Here is a 19340-nt window from a genome sequence, read left to right as displayed (position 1 = left end):
AGATGAATACCGCAACACTCGTTTTGACCGCAGCAGGCTCCGTCCTGCTGCTGCTTTTTCTGGTGATGAAGGCCCGTATGCACGCCTTTGTCGCGCTGATGTTAGTCTCCATCGGTGCCGGGCTATTCTCCGGCATGCCACTGAACAAAATCGCGGAAACCATGCAGAAGGGGATGGGCGGCACGCTCGGCTTCCTTGCCATTGTGGTCGCGCTGGGCGCGATGTTCGGCAAAATCCTGCATGAAACCGGCGCCGTGGATCAGATCGCCATCCGGATGCTGAAAACCTTTGGTCAGAGCCGCGCCCATTATGCAATGGGGATTGCCGGTCTGATCTGCGCGCTGCCGCTTTTCTTTGAGGTGGCGGTGGTGCTGTTAATCAGCATCGCGTTTGCGGTGGCGCGGCGTACCGGCGGCAATCTGGTGAAGCTGGTCATTCCACTGTTTGCCGGTGTGGCCGCGTCGGCGGCGTTCCTGCTGCCCGGACCGGCTCCGATGCTGCTGGCTTCACAGATGCACGCGGACTTCGGCTGGATGATATTGCTGGGTCTTTGCGCGGCGATCCCGGGCATGCTGATTGCCGGGCCGCTGTTTGGCAACTTCATCGGCAATCACGTTACCTTCAGCGCACCGCCGGAAGATCATCAGCCGGATGTCGATGAGAGCAAGCTGCCGTCGTTTGGCTTCAGCCTCTCACTGATCCTGTTCCCGCTGGTGCTGGTCGGCCTGAAAACCATCGGCGCACGCTTCACGACCGAAGGCACCACGCTGTACGAGTGGCTGGAATTTATCGGCCATCCTTTCACTGCCATTCTGCTGGCGCTGCTGGTGGCGATTTATGGCCTGGCTTACCGTCAGGGTATGGATAAAGAGCGGGTGATGCAGGTGTGCGGCAGCGCGCTGCAACCGGCCGGGATTATCCTGCTGGTGATTGGTGCGGGTGGCGTATTCAAGCAGGTGCTGGTGGATTCAGGCGTAGGGCCGGTGCTGGGCAATGCGCTGACCGGCGCGGGTCTGCCGATTGCGCTGGCCTGCTTTATTCTGTCGGGCGCGGTGCGGGTGATTCAGGGGTCGGCGACGGTCGCCTGTCTGACCACCGTGGGCTTAATCATGCCGGTGATTGAACCGCTGCATTACAGCGGTGCGCAACTGGCAGCGCTGTCGATCTGCATCGGCGGTGGCTCGATTATTATCAGCCATGTGAACGATGCCGGGTTCTGGCTGTTTGGCCGCTTCACCGGAGCCAGCGAAGCGGAAACGCTGAAAACCTGGACGCTGATGGAGACCATTCTCGGCACCGTAGGTGCAGTTGTTGGAATGATTGCTTTCGAACTGCTCTCTTAGGCCTGCTGTTTCTGCGCTTCCCCGGCATTACGGGAAGCGCAGACCTTTCTCTATAACTTCAGATAAGCCCGGATGCCGTCCAGGAACATCTGGGTTGCCAGCATAATCAGTATCAATCCCATCAGGCGTTCCAGCGCATTCACACCCTTATCGCCCAGCAGACGCAGGAACAGACCAGACATCAACAGAATAGCGACCGTTACGCCCCAGGCGATCAGCAGCGCACCCACCAGATGCGACATCTGATGCGGATACTGATGCGACAGCAGCATCAATGTGGCCAGCAGCGATGGCCCGGCCACCAGTGGAATCGCCAGTGGCACCAGGAACGGTTCTTCGCCCGCCGGTAAGCCAGAACTGCTGCTTTCAGCCGACGGGAAAATCATCTTGATGGCGATCAGAAACAGGATGATCCCGCCAGAAATCGACACGGTTTCGGTGCGCAGATTCAAAAACGCCAGGATGCGTTCGCCGGTAAACAGGAACAGCAGCATGATGATCAGGGCAATCAGCATTTCACGGATTAGCACCACCCGCCGCCGTTTCGGCTCCAGATGCTTTAAAACCGACATAAAAATCGGCAGATTGCCCAGTGGATCCATAATTAACAACAATAATATTGTTGCCGAAATCATTTCAGTCATCGGTTTTGCGCCATGTTGTTCGCGAAAAAGCGGAGTTATTAGTTACGCTGCTGAAAAAGTTAGCGTAATCGAATTAATTCACTTGCTACCCGGCCTGCATTTTGTAGAGTGAGTGGACACAGGTAAATCCTATTATTACGCAGAGCGGCGTGAAAATAGCACGCGGCTCTCTCCTCTGAAATGAAAAGCAGGTGTAACTGCCTTAGACGGACACGACATGAAGAATGTAGGTTTTGTTGGTTGGCGCGGCATGGTCGGCTCAGTGCTGATGTCCCGCATGAGTGAAGAGCGTGATTTTGATGCAATCAATCCGGTCTTCTTCTCGACATCGCAGCATGGTCAGGCGGCACCCGCGTTTGCGGGCAAACAGCAGGGCACCCTGCAGGATGCGTTTGATATTGAAGCGCTGCGCGCGCTGGATATCATTATCACCTGCCAGGGCGGCGACTACACCAGTGACGTCTATCCAAAGCTGCGCGCCAGCGGCTGGCAGGGATACTGGATTGATGCGGCCTCTACGCTGCGCATGAAGGATGATGCCATCATCATTCTCGATCCGGTCAACCATGCTGTGATTCGCCAGGGCATTGACCGTGGCATCAAAACCTTTGTCGGCGGTAACTGTACCGTCAGCCTGATGCTGATGTCGCTGGGCGGCCTGTTTGCGCAGGATCTGGTGGAGTGGGCCTCTGTTGCCACCTATCAGGCAGCCTCTGGCGGCGGTGCGCGCCACATGCGCGAACTATTGACCCAGATGGGCATGCTGCACGATCACGTTGCGCCTGCGCTGCAGAACCCGGCTTCCGCCATCCTCGACATCGAGCGTAGCGTGACCGACTTCACCCGTTCCGGCACCTTACCAACCGACAACTTCGGCGTCCCGCTGGCGGGCAGCCTGATTCCGTGGATCGACAAGCAGCTGGAAAACGGTCAGAGTCGCGAAGAGTGGAAAGGCCAGGCGGAGACCAACAAGATCCTCGCCACCTCTAAGGTCATCCCGGTTGATGGATTATGCGTGCGCGTCGGCGCGCTGCGTTGCCACAGCCAGGCGTTTACCCTGAAGCTGAAACGCGATCTGCCACTGGCTGAAATCGAACAGCTGCTGGCCTCCCATAATGAGTGGGTCAAAGTGGTGCCGAATGATCGCGAGATGACGATGCGTGAACTGACGCCTGCCGCCGTGACCGGCACGCTGACCACGCCGGTTGGCCGTCTGCGTAAACTGAACATGGGGCCGGAGTACCTTTCCGCCTTCACGGTAGGCGACCAACTGTTATGGGGCGCTGCCGAACCGCTGCGTCGCATGCTGCGGTTGCTGACCAACTAACCAGCAAACATCGCCTGAGTCATGCCGATCGGATAAGACAAAAAAGATCGGATGGCTATATGAAAGCCCGTAATCATCATTGATGGTTGCGGGCTTTTTTGCTGACTGGCCTGGAATGGTGTTATTGCGTTTTAAGCAACATACCGCTCTGTACTTCATGGCTTGTAGGGCCACTGATGGCTGGCGTCTGGCTGTGTGGCGTGCTTAACCTGTTTTTCGATAACCCATTCTTTTTGCATCCTTACAGAGTGTCTGTGCAGTCAGGGCGTTGGGTCATAACGACAATGTTACTCTGCCTGTAATACAGAGCAGGCGACACGAAGATGCTGAGCAGGATGAAGTACAGGTGCCCTGTATCTTAGCCATTATATGCTCTTATCTCTGAGTCGATTAGAAACATGCTGTTAACCATCGCTTTACAACACGTTATCAGGTAGCTTTTCTCCATCGCCGTCTGCGTTCATCACGCCGGGTGTCTGACATTGTCTGCCGGCAGAGATGCTGTTCCAGTCCGGTGAAAAATGCAGCGTCTTTCATCCGGACACGCCGGGCAGCATAAATGACACTAATCCGCGGATTTATCCGGCCTTTTTTGTCCCTTTCGTACACGAAACAATCTGCCGTTTCGCTTACTAAGTGATCAGCTTCCCTTTTTTGCCGATCGCTAAAGAATATTTTGCTTAAGTCCATGGCAACTGCCGCGACCAAGCTATGATTTAACCATGATGTGCCACAGGTCACTCTTGTGCTTTCCGGACTAAATGGTTGTGGTACACGGCAAAAAAATTTTCCCACGGAATGGCCTGACTTCTTTGTCGTTGTACGTATGGCTCAATGAAGAGCAGCGCAGGTGAAGCGTGACAGGCTATGTTGCGTTCATTTCGGCTGCCAATTATCACAGGAAGAAAGTCATGTCAGAGCTTCCCGATCGCGATGCGATCAATGCCCTGTTTGCGGGTAATTATGCCGACCCTTTTTCGTTACTAGGGATGCACCGAACTCAGCAAGGCCTGGAAGTCAGGGCATTGCTCCCCGAAGCGCTCGAAGTGTGGGTCATTGAAACCTCCACCGGGCGTAAACTGGCCCAGCTGGTGTGCGAGGATGCACGCGGCTTCTTCAGTGGCGTCATTCCACGCCGTAAAAATCATTTCCGCTATCAGTTGGCGGTGAACTGGCACGGCCAGCAAAATCTGGTCGATGATGCCTACCGCTTTGGCCCGCTGCTGCAGGAGATGGATCTGTGGCTGCTGGCGGAAGGAACACACCTGCGTCCTTACGAGACGCTGGGCGCGCATGGCGACGTCATCGATGGCGTCTTCGGTACCCGCTTCTGCGTCTGGGCACCCAACGCCCGTCGCGTCTCAGTGGTTGGTGACTTCAACTTCTGGGATGGCCGCCGTCATCCGATGCGCCTGCGTCAGGAACTGGGCATCTGGGAGCTGTTTGTACCGGGCGCGGTCAACGGTCAGCTCTACAAATATGAAATTATCGATGCCAATGGTGAACTGCGCATCAAAGCGGATCCTTACGCCTTTGAAGCGCAGATGCGCCCGCAAACTGCGTCGATGATCTGTGGCCTGCCAGAGCCGGTTGAGATGAAAGAGGAGCGTAAAGCCGCCAACGGTTTTGACGCGCCTATCTCCATCTATGAAGTGCATCTGGGCTCCTGGCGTCGTCACACCGACAACAACTTCTGGCTGAGCTACAAGGAGCTGGCTGAACAGCTGGTGCCTTACGTTAAAGAGATGGGCTTTACCCATATCGAACTGCTGCCGATCAACGAGCATCCGTTTGATGGCAGCTGGGGCTATCAGCCACTGGGCATGTATGCACCGACCCGCCGTTTTGGAACCCGTGATGAGTTCCGCGCCTTTATTGACGCCGCCCATGAAGCGGGCCTCAACGTGCTGCTCGACTGGGTGCCGGGTCATTTCCCCAGCGATGATTTCGGTCTGGCGCGCTTCGACGGCACGCAGCTCTATGAGCACAGCGACCCGCGTGAAGGCTTCCATCAGGACTGGAACACCCTGATTTACAACTTTGGCCGCCGCGAAGTAAGCAATTACCTGTCGGGCAATGCGCTCTACTGGACCGAACGTTTTGGCATTGATGGCCTGCGCGTGGATGCGGTGGCGTCGATGATATACCGCGATTACAGCCGTAACGAAGGGGAGTGGGTGCCGAATCAGTTCGGTGGCCGTGAGAACCTCGAAGCGATCGAATTTCTGCGTTACACCAACCGCACGCTCGGCACCGTCGCGTCCGGGTCGGTAACCATGGCTGAAGAGTCCACCGACTATCCTGGCGTGACACGTCCGACCGAAGGCGGCGGACTGGGCTTCTGGTTCAAATGGAATCTGGGCTGGATGCACGACACGCTCGACTACATGCAGGTCGATCCCATCTACCGCAAGCACCATCACAACCTGATGAGCTTCGGCATGATGTACAACTACACCGAAAACTTTGTGCTGCCGCTGTCGCATGACGAAGTGGTGCACGGTAAGCGCTCGATTCTCGATCGTATGCCGGGCGACGCCTGGCAGAAGTTCGCCAACCTGCGTGCCTACTACGGCTGGATGTGGGGCTTCCCGGGCAAGAAACTGCTGTTCATGGGCAATGAATTTGCTCAGGGCCGCGAGTGGAACCACGACGTCAGCCTGGACTGGCATCTGCTGGAAGGGGATGACAACTGGCATCACGGTGTTCAGCGTCTGGTGCGTGACCTCAACCACACCTACCAGCACTACACGCCGCTGCATCAGCTGGACTTTGATCCGGCAGGCTTTGAGTGGCTGGTGGTGAACGATGCGGAACACTCCGTCTTCGCCTTTGTCCGCCGCGACCGTGAAGGCAACGAAGTGATCGTCATCAGCAACTTTACCCCGGTGCCGCGTCCGGGCTATCGCTTTGGCGTTAATCAGCCTGGCTACTGGCGTGAAGTGCTGAACACAGATCAGCATGAGTATCACGGCAGTGACGTGCGCATTCATCGGGTGTATACCGATGAGCAGGAGAGTCACGGACGACCGCAGTCGCTGAGTCTCAATCTGCCGCCGCTGGCAACAGTCTGGCTGGTGCGGGAGGCTGAATGACCATTACTGCCGGCGATCCCGAACCGCTGGGTGCCAGTTACGATGGCAAAGGCGTTAACTTCACTCTGTTCTCACAGCATGCGGCGCGCGTAGAGCTCTGCCTGTTTGATGAACAGGGCGCAGAACAGCGTCTTGACCTGCCTGGCCGCAGTGGGGATATCTGGCATGGTTATGTTCCGGCGTTAAAACCGGGACAGCGCTACGGCTACCGGGTTTATGGCCCCTGGTCGCCGCAGCAGGGACATCGCTTTAATCCGGCAAAGCTGCTGGTTGACCCCTGCGCCCGCGCGGTGCAAGGCGATGTTCCGGATGACCCGCTGTTTCAGGGCGGCGAAGCGCAGCCCGATCCGCATGACAACGCCGCGATTGCGCCTAAAGGTGTGGTGGTAGCCGAAGATTTTGACTGGCAGGGCGATGTCGCGCCACGTACGGCCTGGGGCAACACGGTAATTTATGAAGCCCATGTGCGCGGCCTGACGCAGCAGCATCCGGAAATTCCGGAAACGCTGCGCGGGACTTACGCGGCGCTGGGTCATCCTGTTATGGTGGATTACCTGCGCAAGCTGGGAATTACCACTCTTGAGCTGCTGCCGGTGGCCCACTTCGCCAGCGAACCGCGATTGCTGCAGCTTGGCCTGAGCAACTACTGGGGTTATAACCCTTTTGCGCTCTGGGCGGTGGATCCCCGTTACGCCTCCGGTCAGCCGGGTGTGACGCCGTTGCAGGAGTTTCAGCAGGCGGTCAAGAGCCTGCACGCCGCGGGTATTGAAGTACTGCTGGATGTGGTGTTCAACCACACTGCCGAACTGGACGAGATTGGCCCGACGATCTCGATGCGCGGTATCGACAATGCCAGCTACTACTGGCTCGATGAGCAGGGCGGTTATCAGAACTGGACCGGCTGCGGCAACACGCTGAATATCCACCATCCGCAGGTGATGGCGTGGACCTTAGAGGCGCTGCGCTACTGGGTGCGCGTCTGCCATGTCGACGGCTTCCGCTTTGACCTTGCGCCGGTTTTGGGCCGCACACCCGATTACCAGCGTGATGCACCCTTTTTTGAGGCGATACGCGCCTGTCCACTGCTCTCTCAGGTCAAGCTGATTGCAGAACCCTGGGATATCGGCCCTGACGGCTATCAGGTTGGCCGTTTTCCGCCACCGTTTGCCGAATGGAACGATAAGTTTCGCGACACCGCGCGTCGTTACTGGCTGCATGGCGGCTTGAGCAATGGCGAGTTCGTCCGGCGCTTTGCCGCCTCCAGCGATCTCTATCAGCATGATGACCGGCCGCCACACGCCACGGTTAACCTGATCACCGCCCATGACGGCTTTACGCTGTGGGATGTGGTGAGCTTCGAACGTAAACACAACGAAGCGAATGGGGAAGATAACCGCGATGGCCACGGTGATAATTACAGCCACAACCACGGCAAAGAGGGGCTGAACGTCAGCTTTGACGTGATCGAACGCCGCCGCCGCAGCGTGCGGGCACTGCTGACGACGCTGCTGCTGTCACAGGGCACGCCAATGCTGCTGGCCGGCGATGAGCGCGGCCATACGCAGCGCGGCAACAACAACGCCTACTGTCAGGATAACGCCCTGAGCTGGCTTGACTGGCAGGCGGATGAGAAGGGATTAGTCGGATTCACCGCAGCACTGATTGCTCTGCGCCAGCGCATTCCGGCGCTGACCGCAGATCGCTGGTGGCAGGACGGTGACGGTAATGTGCAGTGGCTCAATGCCGGTGGCCAGCCACTGCAACACGATGAATGGGCACAGGGGATGCACAGATTGCAGATCCTGCTGTCCGGCCGCTGGTTAATAACAATAAACGCCACGGATACGGTGAATGACATCGTGTTACCAGACGGAGAATGGCGTGCCCTTCCTCCTTTCGCCGGGGACGATAACCCCATCCTGCTAACTGTCTGGCATGGTCCCGCACACGGTGTGTGCGTGTTCCAAAAGCAATCATAAGGAGTCAGACATGGTTAAGTTAGACAGAACAGATCACCTGATGCTGGCCCGCCAGCTTCCTACACAGACGGTTGCTCTGATCCTTGCCGGCGGACGCGGCACGCGCCTGGTCGATTTAACGGCCAAACGTGCTAAACCGGCGGTGCATTTCGGCGGCAAGTTCCGCATTATCGACTTTGCCCTTTCCAACTGCGTCAACTCCGGTATCCGACGGATTGGCGTGATTACCCAGTATCAGTCTCATACCCTGACTCAGCATATCCAGCGTGGCTGGTCGATCTTCAATGAAGAGATGAATGAGTTTGTCGATTTGCTGCCAGCGCAGCAGCGCTTTTCGACCGAACAGTGGTATCGCGGAACGGCCGATGCCGTGACGCAAAACCTTGATGTAATTCGCCGCTATCAGGCGCAGTACATCGTGATCCTTGCCGGGGACCACATTTATAAGATGGATTATTCACGCATGCTGCTGGATCACGTGGTGAACGAGGCGAAATGTACCATCGCCTGTTTACCGGTGCCGGTACATGAGGCTACGGCCTTTGGCGTGATGGCGGTGGACGAAGATAACATGGTGATCGACTTCGTGGAGAAACCCGCGAAACCGCCCACCATGCCGGGTGATGACACGCAGTCGCTCGTCAGCATGGGGATTTACGTGTTTAACGCGGACTATCTCTATGAGCTGCTGGAGGAGGATCTGCAGACGCCAGGCTCTAACCATGATTTCGGCAAAGATATCCTGCCGAAAATCGTGGCAAGCGGCGAAGGCTATGCGCACTCCTTTGCGCTCTCCTGCGTCCAGAACGATGACAATGCGCCGCCTTACTGGCGCGACGTCGGAACGCTGGAAGCTTACTGGCGCGCCAATCTTGACCTGGCCTCGGTGATGCCTGAGCTGGATATGTATGACGTCACCTGGCCGATTCGTACTCACATGGAGCCGCTGCCGCCGGCCAAATTTGTTCAGGATCGTTCCGGCAGTCACGGGATGACCATGAACTCACTGGTATCGGGCGGCTGCATCATCTCCGGTTCGGTGGTGGTCAATTCCGTGCTGTTCCCACGCGTCCGCGTTAACTCGTTTTGCAATATTGATTCAACTGTACTGTTGCCTGATGTGGTAGTGGGCCGATCGTGTCGCCTGCGTCGCTGTGTGATTGATCGCGCCTGCGAACTGCCGGAGGGCATGGTTATTGGCGAAAACCCCGATGAAGACAGTCGCCGGTTTCACCGTTCGGATGAAGGGATCGTACTGGTCACCCGCGCCATGCTGGCAAGGCTGGCCAAAGCGGGGCTGTAAGCGATAAGCGGAACTTACGCAATCGGCACGCGGAGCGTGCCGGATAACTTAATGAGGTCGAGGATGCAGGTTTTACATGTCTGTTCAGAACTTTTCCCGCTGCTGAAAACGGGCGGACTGGCTGATGTAGTCGGGGCATTACCTCAGGCGCAGATTGCGGGCGGCACGGATACACGGGTACTGTTGCCCGCTTTTCCCGCATTGCGCAAAGGCATACCCGATCTCCAGGTAGTGACGGAGCGAGAGACATTTGCCGGTCATATACGTCTGCTATTTGGTGAATTTAATGGTGTGGGCATTTACTTAATTGATGCGCCCGGCCTCTACGATCGTCCCGGCAGTCCCTACCATGACGAGTCGCAGTTTGCATATGTCGACAACTATCTGCGCTTTGCGCTGCTGGGCTGGGTCGGCTGTGAACTGGCGTGCGGCATGGACTCTATGTGGCGTCCTGAGATCGTGCATGCGCATGACTGGCATGCTGGCCTGACCTGCGCCTATCTGGAAGCGCGTGGTCGTCCGGCTAAATCCGTCTTCACCGTACATAACCTGGCATACCAGGGGCTGTTCATGGCGCATCACATGGATGAGATTGGCCTGCCGTGGTCGTTCTTTAACATGCATGGGCTGGAGTTCTTTGGTCAGATCTCCTTCCTGAAGGCGGGACTCTTTTACGCTGACCACATTACGGCGGTGAGCCCGACTTACGCTCATGAAATTACCTCTGCCGAATTTGCTTATGGCATGGAAAGCCTGCTGGCGCAGCGGATGCGGGAAGGCCGTCTTAGCGGGATCCTCAATGGCGTCGATCCCTCTATCTGGGACCCGGCGCACGACCTGCTGCTGAGTGCGCGCTATAACCGCGACACGCTGGAAGCGAAAGCGGAAAACAAGCGGCAGCTGCAGGTGGCGATGGGGCTGAAGGTGGATGATAAAGCGCCGGTATTCTGCGTGATCAGCCGACTGACTAAACAGAAGGGCCTGGACCTGGTGCTGGAAGCGCTGCCTGGCCTGCTGGCGCAGGGCGGACAGCTGGTGCTGCTGGGACAGGGTGATGCCGAGCTGCAACAGGGATTCCTGGCGGCAGCGGCGGAGCATCCGGGCAGCGTGGGTGTGCAGATTGGCTATCACGAAGCGTTCTCCCATCGCATTGTCGGTGGCGCGGATGTGATCGTGGTGCCGAGTCGCTTTGAGCCCTGCGGCCTGACTCAACTTTATGGCCTGAAGTATGGTACGTTGCCGTTAGTGCGCCGCACCGGCGGGCTGGCAGATACCGTCAATGACAGCTCTCTGGAGAACCTGGCCGACGGTATCGCCAGTGGCTTCAGCTTTGAAGATGCCAATGCCTGGTCGCTGTTGCGGGCCATCCGGCGCGCGTTTGTGTTGTGGTCCCGTCCTTCACTGTGGCGTTACGTTCAGCGTCAGGCGATGGGCATGGACTTTAGCTGGCAGGTGGCCGCACAAGCCTACCGTGATCTCTACCAACGTTTGATGTAACGGATTGGGAAAACTGGATATGAATGCACCTTTCACTTACGCCTCGCCAACGTTGACGGTTGATGCCTTAAAGCATTCGATTGCCTACAAACTGATGTTCACTATCGGCAAAGATCCCTCGATCGCCAACAAGCACGAGTGGCTCAACGCCTCGCTGCTGGCAGTGCGCGACCGGATGGTGGAGCGCTGGCTGCGTTCCAGCCGTGCTCAGCTCTCTCAGGATGTCCGCCAGGTCTATTACCTGTCGATGGAGTTCCTGATGGGCCGCACGTTAGGGAATGCGCTGCTGGCGATGGGGATCTATGACGATCTCAACCAGGCACTGGATGAGATGGGTCTGGATCTGGCCGAGCTGATGGAAGAGGAGAACGATCCGGGGCTGGGCAACGGTGGTCTGGGTCGCCTGGCGGCCTGTTTCCTCGATTCGCTGGCGACGCTGGGCATGCCGGGCCGCGGTTATGGCATCCGCTATGATTACGGCATGTTCAAACAGAACATCGTGGAAGGTGAGCAGAAAGAGTCGCCGGATTACTGGCTCGAATATGGTAATCCGTGGGAATTCCAGCGTTTCAATACCCGTTACAAAGTCCGTTTTGGCGGTCGCGTTCAGCATGAAGGCACGAAGGTGCGCTGGCTGGAGACCGAAGAGATCCTGGCGATGGCCTATGACCAGATCATTCCGGGCTTCGACACGGATGCCACCAATACCCTAAGACTGTGGGGTGCGCAGGCCAGCAACGAAATCAACCTCGGCAAGTTCAACCAGGGTGACTATTTTGCGGCGGTGGAAGATAAAAACCACTCTGAAAACGTGTCGCGCGTGCTCTACCCGGATGACTCCACCTATTCAGGCCGTGAGCTGCGTCTGCGTCAGGAATATTTCCTGGTCTCCGCGACCGTGCAGGACATCCTGAATCGCCACTGGCGGATGCACCAGACCTGGGACAACCTGGCGGACAAGATCGCCATTCACCTGAATGATACCCATCCGGTGCTGGCGATCCCCGAACTGATGCGCCTGCTGATTGACGAACATAAATTCAGCTGGGACAGCGCTTTCGACGTCTGCTGTCAGGTCTTCTCCTATACCAACCATACGCTGATGACCGAAGCGCTCGAGACCTGGCCGGTCGATATGATCGGTAAGATCCTGCCGCGCCACCTCAGCATCATTTTCGAGATTAACGACTTCTTCCTCAAGACGATTCAGGATCACTATCCTGATGACCTGGATCTGCTGTCGCGCATTTCGATCATCGACGAAAACGATGGACGCCGGATACGCATGGGCTGGCTGGCCGTCGTCGTCAGTCATAAAGTGAATGGCGTGTCAGAGCTGCACTCCAATTTAATGGTGCAGTCACTGTTTGCCGACTTCTCCCGTCTGTTCCCGGGCCGCTTCTGCAACAAAACCAACGGCGTCACTCCACGTCGCTGGCTGGCGCTGGCGAACCCGGCGCTGTCAGAGGTGCTGGATGAGGAGATTGGTCGCAACTGGCGTACCGATCTCAGCCAGCTGGATGAGCTGAAAGCCCAGATCGACTATCCGGCGTTTATCGAAAAAGTCGCGGTTGCCAAGCATCAGAACAAGCGTCGGCTGGCCGACTGGGTAGCGAAGAATCTGGATGTGGTGCTCGACCCGAACGCGCTGTTTGATGTACAGATCAAGCGTATTCACGAGTACAAACGTCAGCTGCTCAACGTGCTGCATGTGATCACCCGTTACAACCGTATCAAGGCCGATCCGCAGGCGGATTGGGTGCCGCGCGTGAATATCTTTGCCGGTAAAGCAGCGTCGGCTTATTACGTCGCCAAGCACATCATTCATCTGATCAACGATGTCGCGAATGTGATCAACAACGATCCGCAGGTGAAGAACAAACTGAAGGTGGTCTTCGTCCCGAACTACAGCGTGAGCCTGGCGCAGATCATTATCCCGGCGGCCGATCTCTCTGAGCAGATCTCGACCGCAGGGACGGAAGCGTCTGGCACCAGTAACATGAAGTTTGCGCTGAACGGTGCGCTGACGATCGGTACGCTGGATGGCGCCAACGTTGAGATGCTGGATCACGTCGGGGAAGAGAACATCTTTATCTTTGGTAATACCACGCCGGAGGTTGAAGCGCTGCGTAAGGGCGGCTATAACCCGCGTGACTATTACGAAAAGGACGAAGAACTGCATCAGGTGCTGACACAGATTGCCTCTGGCGTGTTCAGCCCGCAGGATCCGGGTCGCTACCGCAATCTGTTCGATTCACTGGTTAACTTCGGCGATCACTACCAGTTACTGGCGGATTATCGCAGTTATGTGGATACCCAGGATAAGGTGGATGCGCTCTACCGTAAACCGGATGAGTGGCAGCGCCGCGCAGCGAAAAATATCGCCGGCATGGGCTACTTCTCGTCGGACCGTACCATTCAGGAGTACGCCGATGAGATCTGGAACATTACACCAATAAGGCTGTAGGGTCCGGGCAGTACGCCTTTCTGACGTTCTGTGCGGCCGGGTAACCGGCCGCCACATTGCCATCTTCTGTTCTGACCCTCCCGCCATCCCGCACGCTTTTTCACAGGGTTCAGCGTCTTATGATTTCTGTGCCGGTATCTGCCCGCAGAGCGAGCCAGATCATTACACCCTGGCTGAGAATCGCTACTATGCGGGAAAGCAAAACGACCCGACAGGCAACCGCGTCCCATGAGTGACAACATCAATCAGGAAATTACCTTCCGTAAGCTCAGCGTCTTTATGATGTTTATGAGCAAAGGGAATATTGCCCGCACGGCGGAGGTGCTGGCGCTCAGCAGCGTCAGCGTACACCGCGCGCTGCACACGCTGGAAGAGGGCATCGACTGCCCGCTGTTTATCCACAAAGGCCGTAACCTGGTGCCGTTGCCTGCCGCCTGGACGCTGCTGGACTATTGTCGTGACGTGACCACCCTGATGGGTAAAGGTATTGAAGAGGCGCGCAAGGTGGCGGGTATCGGTGTGGGTCGTCTGCGGCTTGGCACGCTCTACTCGCTGACGCTTGAAACCATCCCCCGACTGATTATGGGCATGAAACTGCGCCGGCCCACGCTGGAGCTTGATCTGACCATGGGCTCCAATCAGATGCTGCTGAACATGCTGGAAGATGACGCGCTGGATGCCATTCTGATCGCCACCGATGACGGCGAACTCAGCGATGCGCATTTTGATGTGATTCCGCTGTTTGAAGACCGTATCTTTCTGGCCGCGCCAGCCGGGGAGACGCGGGAGGGAACCGGCCCGGTGGATCTGCGTGATTTTGCCGACCGTGATTTTGTTTCACTGGCTGAGGGATTTGCCACCTATACCGGTTCGCAGGAGGCGTTTCAGATAGCCGGATTTGAACCGCGCATGGTCACGCAGGTAAATGACATCTTCTCAATGATAAGCCTGGTGCAGGCGGGCATTGGCCTGGCGCTGATCCCGGGACGGATGAAGAAGGTGTATGAAAATAACATTCAGTTGCTGCCGCTGGCTGAGCCTTATCAGATGCGTCAGCAGATTTCGATTGTCTACTCACACCGTCGCGAACGCGATAATGACCTGCTGGCCCTGGCGGCAGAAGGGCGGATGTACGCCCGCAGCCTTACTGACTGAGTCGTTTAGCCAGATGCAGCGCAACGTCGATACTGTTACGCTCCAGACAAATCGCTTCGCCCTGCCAGCCCGCCTGCAGCGTCAGGCCGGTCAGCACATTGCCAGGCGGCATCTCAATCGCCAGTCGGGCATCGCGCTGATTAGCTGAAACCATCGCATCATTCCACTGCACCGTGCGCGCCATATTAAAGGCGAGATCGTCAGCAATCTTTTCCGGCTCCCAAATCACCCGTCCGGTGGAGCCGCTGAGGTAAGCGCAATCGGGCCGCGAGAGGCTGACGGACTCAAATGCGCGCGCCAGTTCAGCGGCGGGTTTATCCAGCAGCGCGCAGTGCGACGGCACGCTCACCGCGAGTTTAACGGCTTTACTGGCACCGGCATCCAGTGCTTTCTGCGCCACGACAGCCATATCCTCGTCACGACCGGCAATGACAATCTGCGTTTCCGCATTCAGGTTGGCGATGTAGGTATTGCTGCCAGCCAGCAGTTTCTCAAGACGACTCAGCGTTAAACCGGTGATGGCGGTCAGGCCATAGCCCTGCGGATAGGCCTGTTCCATCAGATCGCCGCGCAACGCCACCAGCCGCAGGGCGTCGCTGAAATCGAGCGCGCCGGAAATCACCGCAGCGGGAAATGCACCAATCGACAGACCACTGACGATGTCCGGTTTCACCCCACGGCGGATCAGCTCGCGCGCCCAGGCGACTCCCGCAATCAGCAGACTGAGCTGGACGGCGCGGGTGTGGCGCAGCGCATCAGTGCTGTCGAGCCGGTCGGTCTCGTCGCCCAGTACCGCTCGCACGCTGTTTAACACCGCGTCGCCGTCGGGCAGATGCTGCAGCATCCCGGCACGCTGGGTGCCCTGGCCGGGAAAGGTAAAGAGTATTTTCATGGATTCTCCCTGCTCCAGGGTGAAGCGGTCAGTATCGGTCCGGTATCGGTTTTTAACAGCACGCGACCCTCACGCAGCCACTCGTTCAGCGCAAACGCGCCAGACGGCGTTTCCACCTGGGTATCTACCCGGCAGTCCAGTGCGTCAGTCTGCGTCAGCCACTGTTGCAGCGCATCGCGTGGCAGTGGCTCTGGCGCGCGGATCACTAAATCAAGATCGCTGGCAGCGTGCAGCACAAGTCGCTGCGTCGCCAGCGCATAACCGGTGCTGCCGGTAATGCCCCAGTGCCAGGGCCAGAGAGTCTCGCTGAGCGCAATCGCCGCGCGAACCGGCGCATAAGCGGTAAAGGGTGAATCCAGCAGCCATGTCCGTTCTGCCAGCCTCTCTGGCGTCACCATCCGGACAATATCGGCTGGACTAATCCAGCCGGCGGCGCGCTGCTCACGTCGTTCACCGCGCACACCCACCGGAATCAGACCGGATTCACGGTGGTCGCGCCGTACCACCACCGGCAGATCGGGATGCCAGAACGGGCTGACCCAGCTCTCTTTAACCGCGGCTAACGCGTCACTGTGACGCAGCCAGAGCAGATCGTGGGGGCGCGGCGCACTCATATTACATTCCTGATGTCAGCGTGATGAACAGCGGTAACGATAAAATACACAGAATTGAGCTTAACAGCAGCACGGCTTCAGCATCGGGTGACTGCACGCCAAAGCGGTTGCCGAACACCACGCCGAAGAAACCGGCCGACAGCGCAATCATCAGGATAGCGGTGATGGCGACTGAACCGTTAAGTCCCAGCGCCAGTACCAGACCCCAGGCGATAAAGGGCTGAATCAGCAGCTTAGCCACAGTACCGACGCCGACGACGGCGTTGAGTTTCAGCTGACGCGCAGAGAGGATGACACCCGTCAGGAACAGCGCAGCGGCGGTGGCCGCCAGGCCCAGCGGTTTGATCGCGGCCAGCACCAGATCCGGCATTTTAACGCCCAGCGCTGACAGAACCACCCCAATCAACGGTCCCATCACGATAGGTTTTTTTACTGAACGCCACATCAGGATCGGCAGCATTTTCAGCGTTGAACCGTGTTCGGTACCTGCGGCAAACGCCTTTTCACGTTCCAGGATCAGCAGGCACAGCGGGGTGAGCAGCACTGAACCACAGGCAATCGACACCGCCACGGAGAGGGAGGTGGCCGCATTTTCACCCAGCACGCTGGCCAGAATGGGCAGTCCCAGTGCGGCGTAGTTAGGCAGCGCCACGGTCAGCGTCAGAACGGCCGCATCCTGCGGTGACTTTTTGAACACTTTGGTCGCAAGGAAATAGACGGTGCCATAGGTAATCCACATTGCACCGGTGATCACCACAATCAGCGGCCACTGCGCCACAATGCCTGGCCACGGTGTCTGAACCGTGGCGCTGAACAGCGCGGCGGGCAGTGCAAAATCCATCACGAAGATATTAAGCAGAGAGACATCTTTGTTGTTGACCATTCCGGCCTTACCGGCCCAGAAACCCAGCAGCATAATGACAAAGATCGGAGCAAGGGCATGAACAATTATATAAATCATAAATCACCTGTATTTAAGAAGAACTCTTTAAAAAACAGCGATGTTTATAATTCTGAACACGGCCACTGCTCCGGGGCGCAATTAGCGATGCGCCCCGTCAGACCGGTTTCGGCAGGTTTATTTTTTTAGTTAATTACCAGGCCGCGCGCATACGTTCGCGAACCAGGGAGGAGCTGTGACGATTGGAGGCACCGAGGCGGCTTTTCAGGCTCGGATCCTGGCGAGCGTCGCTGATCGCCTTGTGCAGCGCAATCTCAACCATCGCCACATCGGCGTCAGACGGCGCATCAGGATTGCCCACGTTCAGCAGATCGGAGAGCAGGCCCAGCGTGGCGAAGTTATTTACGTCGTAAGCCATCGGTGGAATGGTCGCAGCCAGTTTTTCCAGCGCTTCCACGGAACGCAGCGTAATACGCGCCGCCGATGCTTTGCCCATGGCATGCACCAGCACACCCTGATCGTTGAGCGCAATCAGTCGGTTAGCCTGATAACCGTGTGCCAGGAACGCACCGGACATCGCTTTGCCGACAATCAGGCCAATCACCGGATGACCGTCAAGGCGTGCGTTGGCATACGCCCCCGCTGCACCCGCCAGCGCCTGATGAATACCAAATGCCTCTTCGCGGCGGCCATAGGCCTGACTTGGCACATCAATCACCGCCACAATCGGACGTTTTACGGCACTGTTTTTGTCTGCTTCGCGCGTTTCATTCACCACTTTCGCCAGCGTCCAGCCCTCCAGCAGACCGACTTCACCCTGCGCGGCGCGCGGATAGTGGTTTTGTGGATCGGGCACGACGGCAATAAAGCGGACGTTTTCGCCATTGAGCTGGCCGTCAGCCACCTGAACAGAGGCACACAGGCCGCTAAGACGCTGTGCATTGGGTGCGAGTTTTTCCAGCCAGGTTGCACCGCGGCTGCTTGTCTGAGTCATTATTTCTCCTCCCGGGCGAAAAGCTGTTTAATCTGCGCGGTATCCGCCTGCTGGCGGGTATCAAACTGCGACAGACGTGACAGAAAATCGGCATAGTTATCGCTGCGGTTCTGAGCCGGAACGCCTTTGGCAATAAACTCATTCATGGCGGTTTTTACCGCGTTGATGCCGTCACTCACCAGCGCATCGACCAGGCCGCTGGCGTAGCGGATTTCGCCGCCGGTCATGCTCCAGATAAACGGGCGATCGCGCGAGTCATACTCTTCAATGCCTGCTTCCTGCTCAATGACCTGTGGACCGTTCAGTCCCAGACGGGCTTCGCGCGTGACAATCAGGTAGCTGCAGAGTGCGGCAGCGATAGACATCCCGCCGAAGCAGCCAACGGTGCCACTGACGATGCCGATAACCGGGGTGTAGCGACGCAGATCGACAATCGCTGCGTGAATATCCGCAATCGCCGCCAGGCCAAGATTCGCTTCCTGCAAGCGCACGCCACCGGTTTCCAGGCAGAGCACCGCCTGAGTCGGAATGCCGTTGCGATTGTCTTCCGCCGCCAGCTCCAGCGCTGCCGCCATTTTCGCCCCGGAGACTTCGCCCATGCTGCCGCCCTGGAAGGTGCCTTCAATGGCAACCACCACGGCAGGCTGACCGTTCAGGGTGCCGCGTGCGACCACCATGCCGTCGTCTGACTGAGGCACCACGCCCTGCGGGGCCAGCCATGGCGACATAATGCCTTCAAACGGATCAAGCAGTTCGCGGTAGCTGCCTGCATCCAGCAGCGCATGGGCGCGTTCACGGGCCCGTAATTCAATAAAACTGGCATCGTTACGCATGGCTCACCTCTTCAAAAACCTGTTCAATACGGATACGCGCTACGCCGGGTGTCGCGCCGAAATCGTGAATAATCAGCTTTCCGGCGGGCAGGCCGTTAATTAAGTTCAGGCGGTCAAACAGCGCCTTCCAGCGAGCGTCGCTGTTATCCAGTGAGGTGGTGATATCGATGTTCAGTGTCTGGCCTTCAGTTGCGGTGTACAGCACTTCCATATCACCGGAACCAACGACCCCGGCCAGCGCTCTGCCATTGAGCAGGCGGTTAGCAGGTAAAGATAATGTGATGTGTTCCATAATG

At 57.5% G+C, this 19340-nt stretch carries 15 protein-coding genes; 8 read left to right on the top strand and 7 right to left on the bottom strand.

Going from position 1 to position 19340, the window contains the following annotated elements; all coding sequences use genetic code 11:
* The first annotated feature begins 2 nt into the window (after positions 1-2).
* A complete protein-coding gene (gene gntU, locus BY447_RS09235; RefSeq protein WP_008926287.1) occupies positions 3-1343 on the top strand; it encodes a gluconate transporter in 1341 nt (446 codons plus the stop codon).
* Positions 1344-1393: 50 nt separating this feature from the next.
* On the opposite strand, the gene BY447_RS09230 is transcribed toward gntU, so the two are convergent.
* Positions 1394-1987: a YhgN family NAAT transporter gene (locus BY447_RS09230; RefSeq protein ID WP_013359324.1), complete on the bottom strand. Its 594-nt coding sequence runs from the start codon at positions 1985-1987 to the stop codon at positions 1394-1396.
* A 217-nt stretch (positions 1988-2204) separates the two neighbouring features.
* On the opposite strand from BY447_RS09230, the gene asd reads away from it, so the two are divergent.
* The 7 genes from asd to BY447_RS09195 all read left to right on the top strand — a co-directional run bounded on the left by asd (position 2205) and on the right by BY447_RS09195 (position 14810).
* Positions 2205-3314 carry an aspartate-semialdehyde dehydrogenase gene (asd, locus tag BY447_RS09225; RefSeq protein ID WP_110331002.1) on the top strand — a complete coding sequence of 370 codons (1110 nt, stop codon included), beginning with the start codon at positions 2205-2207 and terminating at the stop codon, positions 3312-3314.
* 911 nt (positions 3315-4225) lie between these two features.
* Positions 4226-6409, top strand: coding sequence for a 1,4-alpha-glucan branching enzyme (gene glgB / locus BY447_RS09220; protein ID WP_110331001.1), 2184 nt, complete (start codon positions 4226-4228; stop codon positions 6407-6409).
* Positions 6406-8388: a glycogen debranching protein GlgX gene (glgX, locus tag BY447_RS09215; RefSeq protein WP_110331000.1), complete on the top strand. Its 1983-nt coding sequence runs from the start codon at positions 6406-6408 to the stop codon at positions 8386-8388. The genes glgB and glgX overlap by 4 nt, the downstream gene beginning before the upstream one ends.
* A gap of 10 nt (positions 8389-8398) precedes the next feature.
* Complete coding sequence (gene glgC / locus BY447_RS09210; RefSeq protein ID WP_110330999.1) at positions 8399-9691, top strand: glucose-1-phosphate adenylyltransferase; 1293 nt, start codon at positions 8399-8401, stop codon at positions 9689-9691.
* A 63-nt stretch (positions 9692-9754) separates the two neighbouring features.
* Positions 9755-11188 (top strand): glycogen synthase GlgA, encoded by a 1434-nt coding sequence (glgA, locus tag BY447_RS09205; protein ID WP_013359318.1) that lies wholly within the window; start codon positions 9755-9757, stop codon positions 11186-11188.
* A gap of 19 nt (positions 11189-11207) precedes the next feature.
* Positions 11208-13655, top strand: a complete 2448-nt coding sequence (gene glgP / locus BY447_RS09200; RefSeq protein ID WP_110330998.1) for a glycogen phosphorylase — start codon at positions 11208-11210, stop codon at positions 13653-13655.
* Positions 13656-13883: 228 nt separating this feature from the next.
* Positions 13884-14810: a LysR family transcriptional regulator gene (locus BY447_RS09195; RefSeq protein WP_110330997.1), complete on the top strand. Its 927-nt coding sequence runs from the start codon at positions 13884-13886 to the stop codon at positions 14808-14810.
* Here BY447_RS09195 and mdcH read toward each other — a convergent pair.
* The 6 genes from mdcH to mdcC form a co-directional block, all read right to left on the bottom strand.
* A complete protein-coding gene (mdcH, locus tag BY447_RS09190) occupies positions 14800-15702 on the bottom strand; it encodes a malonate decarboxylase subunit epsilon (protein ID WP_095706574.1) in 903 nt (300 codons plus the stop codon). The genes BY447_RS09195 and mdcH overlap by 11 nt on opposite strands.
* Positions 15699-16316, bottom strand: a complete 618-nt coding sequence (locus BY447_RS09185) for a malonate decarboxylase holo-ACP synthase (RefSeq protein WP_013359314.1) — start codon at positions 16314-16316, stop codon at positions 15699-15701. The genes mdcH and BY447_RS09185 overlap by 4 nt, the downstream gene beginning before the upstream one ends.
* Before the next feature lies 1 nt (position 16317).
* A complete protein-coding gene (locus BY447_RS09180) occupies positions 16318-17277 on the bottom strand; it encodes an AEC family transporter (protein ID WP_013359313.1) in 960 nt (319 codons plus the stop codon).
* Between the two features lie 133 nt (positions 17278-17410).
* Entirely contained in the window at positions 17411-18211 is an 801-nt protein-coding gene (mdcE, locus tag BY447_RS09175; RefSeq protein ID WP_013359312.1) for a biotin-independent malonate decarboxylase subunit gamma, read from the bottom strand.
* Positions 18211-19044, bottom strand: coding sequence for a biotin-independent malonate decarboxylase subunit beta (locus BY447_RS09170; RefSeq protein ID WP_013359311.1), 834 nt, complete (start codon positions 19042-19044; stop codon positions 18211-18213). The genes mdcE and BY447_RS09170 overlap by 1 nt, the downstream gene beginning before the upstream one ends.
* Positions 19037-19336, bottom strand: coding sequence for a malonate decarboxylase acyl carrier protein (gene mdcC / locus BY447_RS09165; RefSeq protein ID WP_033784182.1), 300 nt, complete (start codon positions 19334-19336; stop codon positions 19037-19039). Before mdcC ends, BY447_RS09170 begins: the two co-directional genes overlap by 8 nt.
* Between the last annotated feature and the right edge of the window lie 4 nt (positions 19337-19340).

The sequence above is a fragment of the Pantoea sp. JKS000250 genome (genome assembly GCF_003201065.1).
Taxonomy (GTDB): domain Bacteria; phylum Pseudomonadota; class Gammaproteobacteria; order Enterobacterales; family Enterobacteriaceae; genus Pantoea; species Pantoea vagans.
Note: the sequence above shows the minus strand (reverse complement) of the source record. Positions and strands in the feature narration are given on the sequence as shown.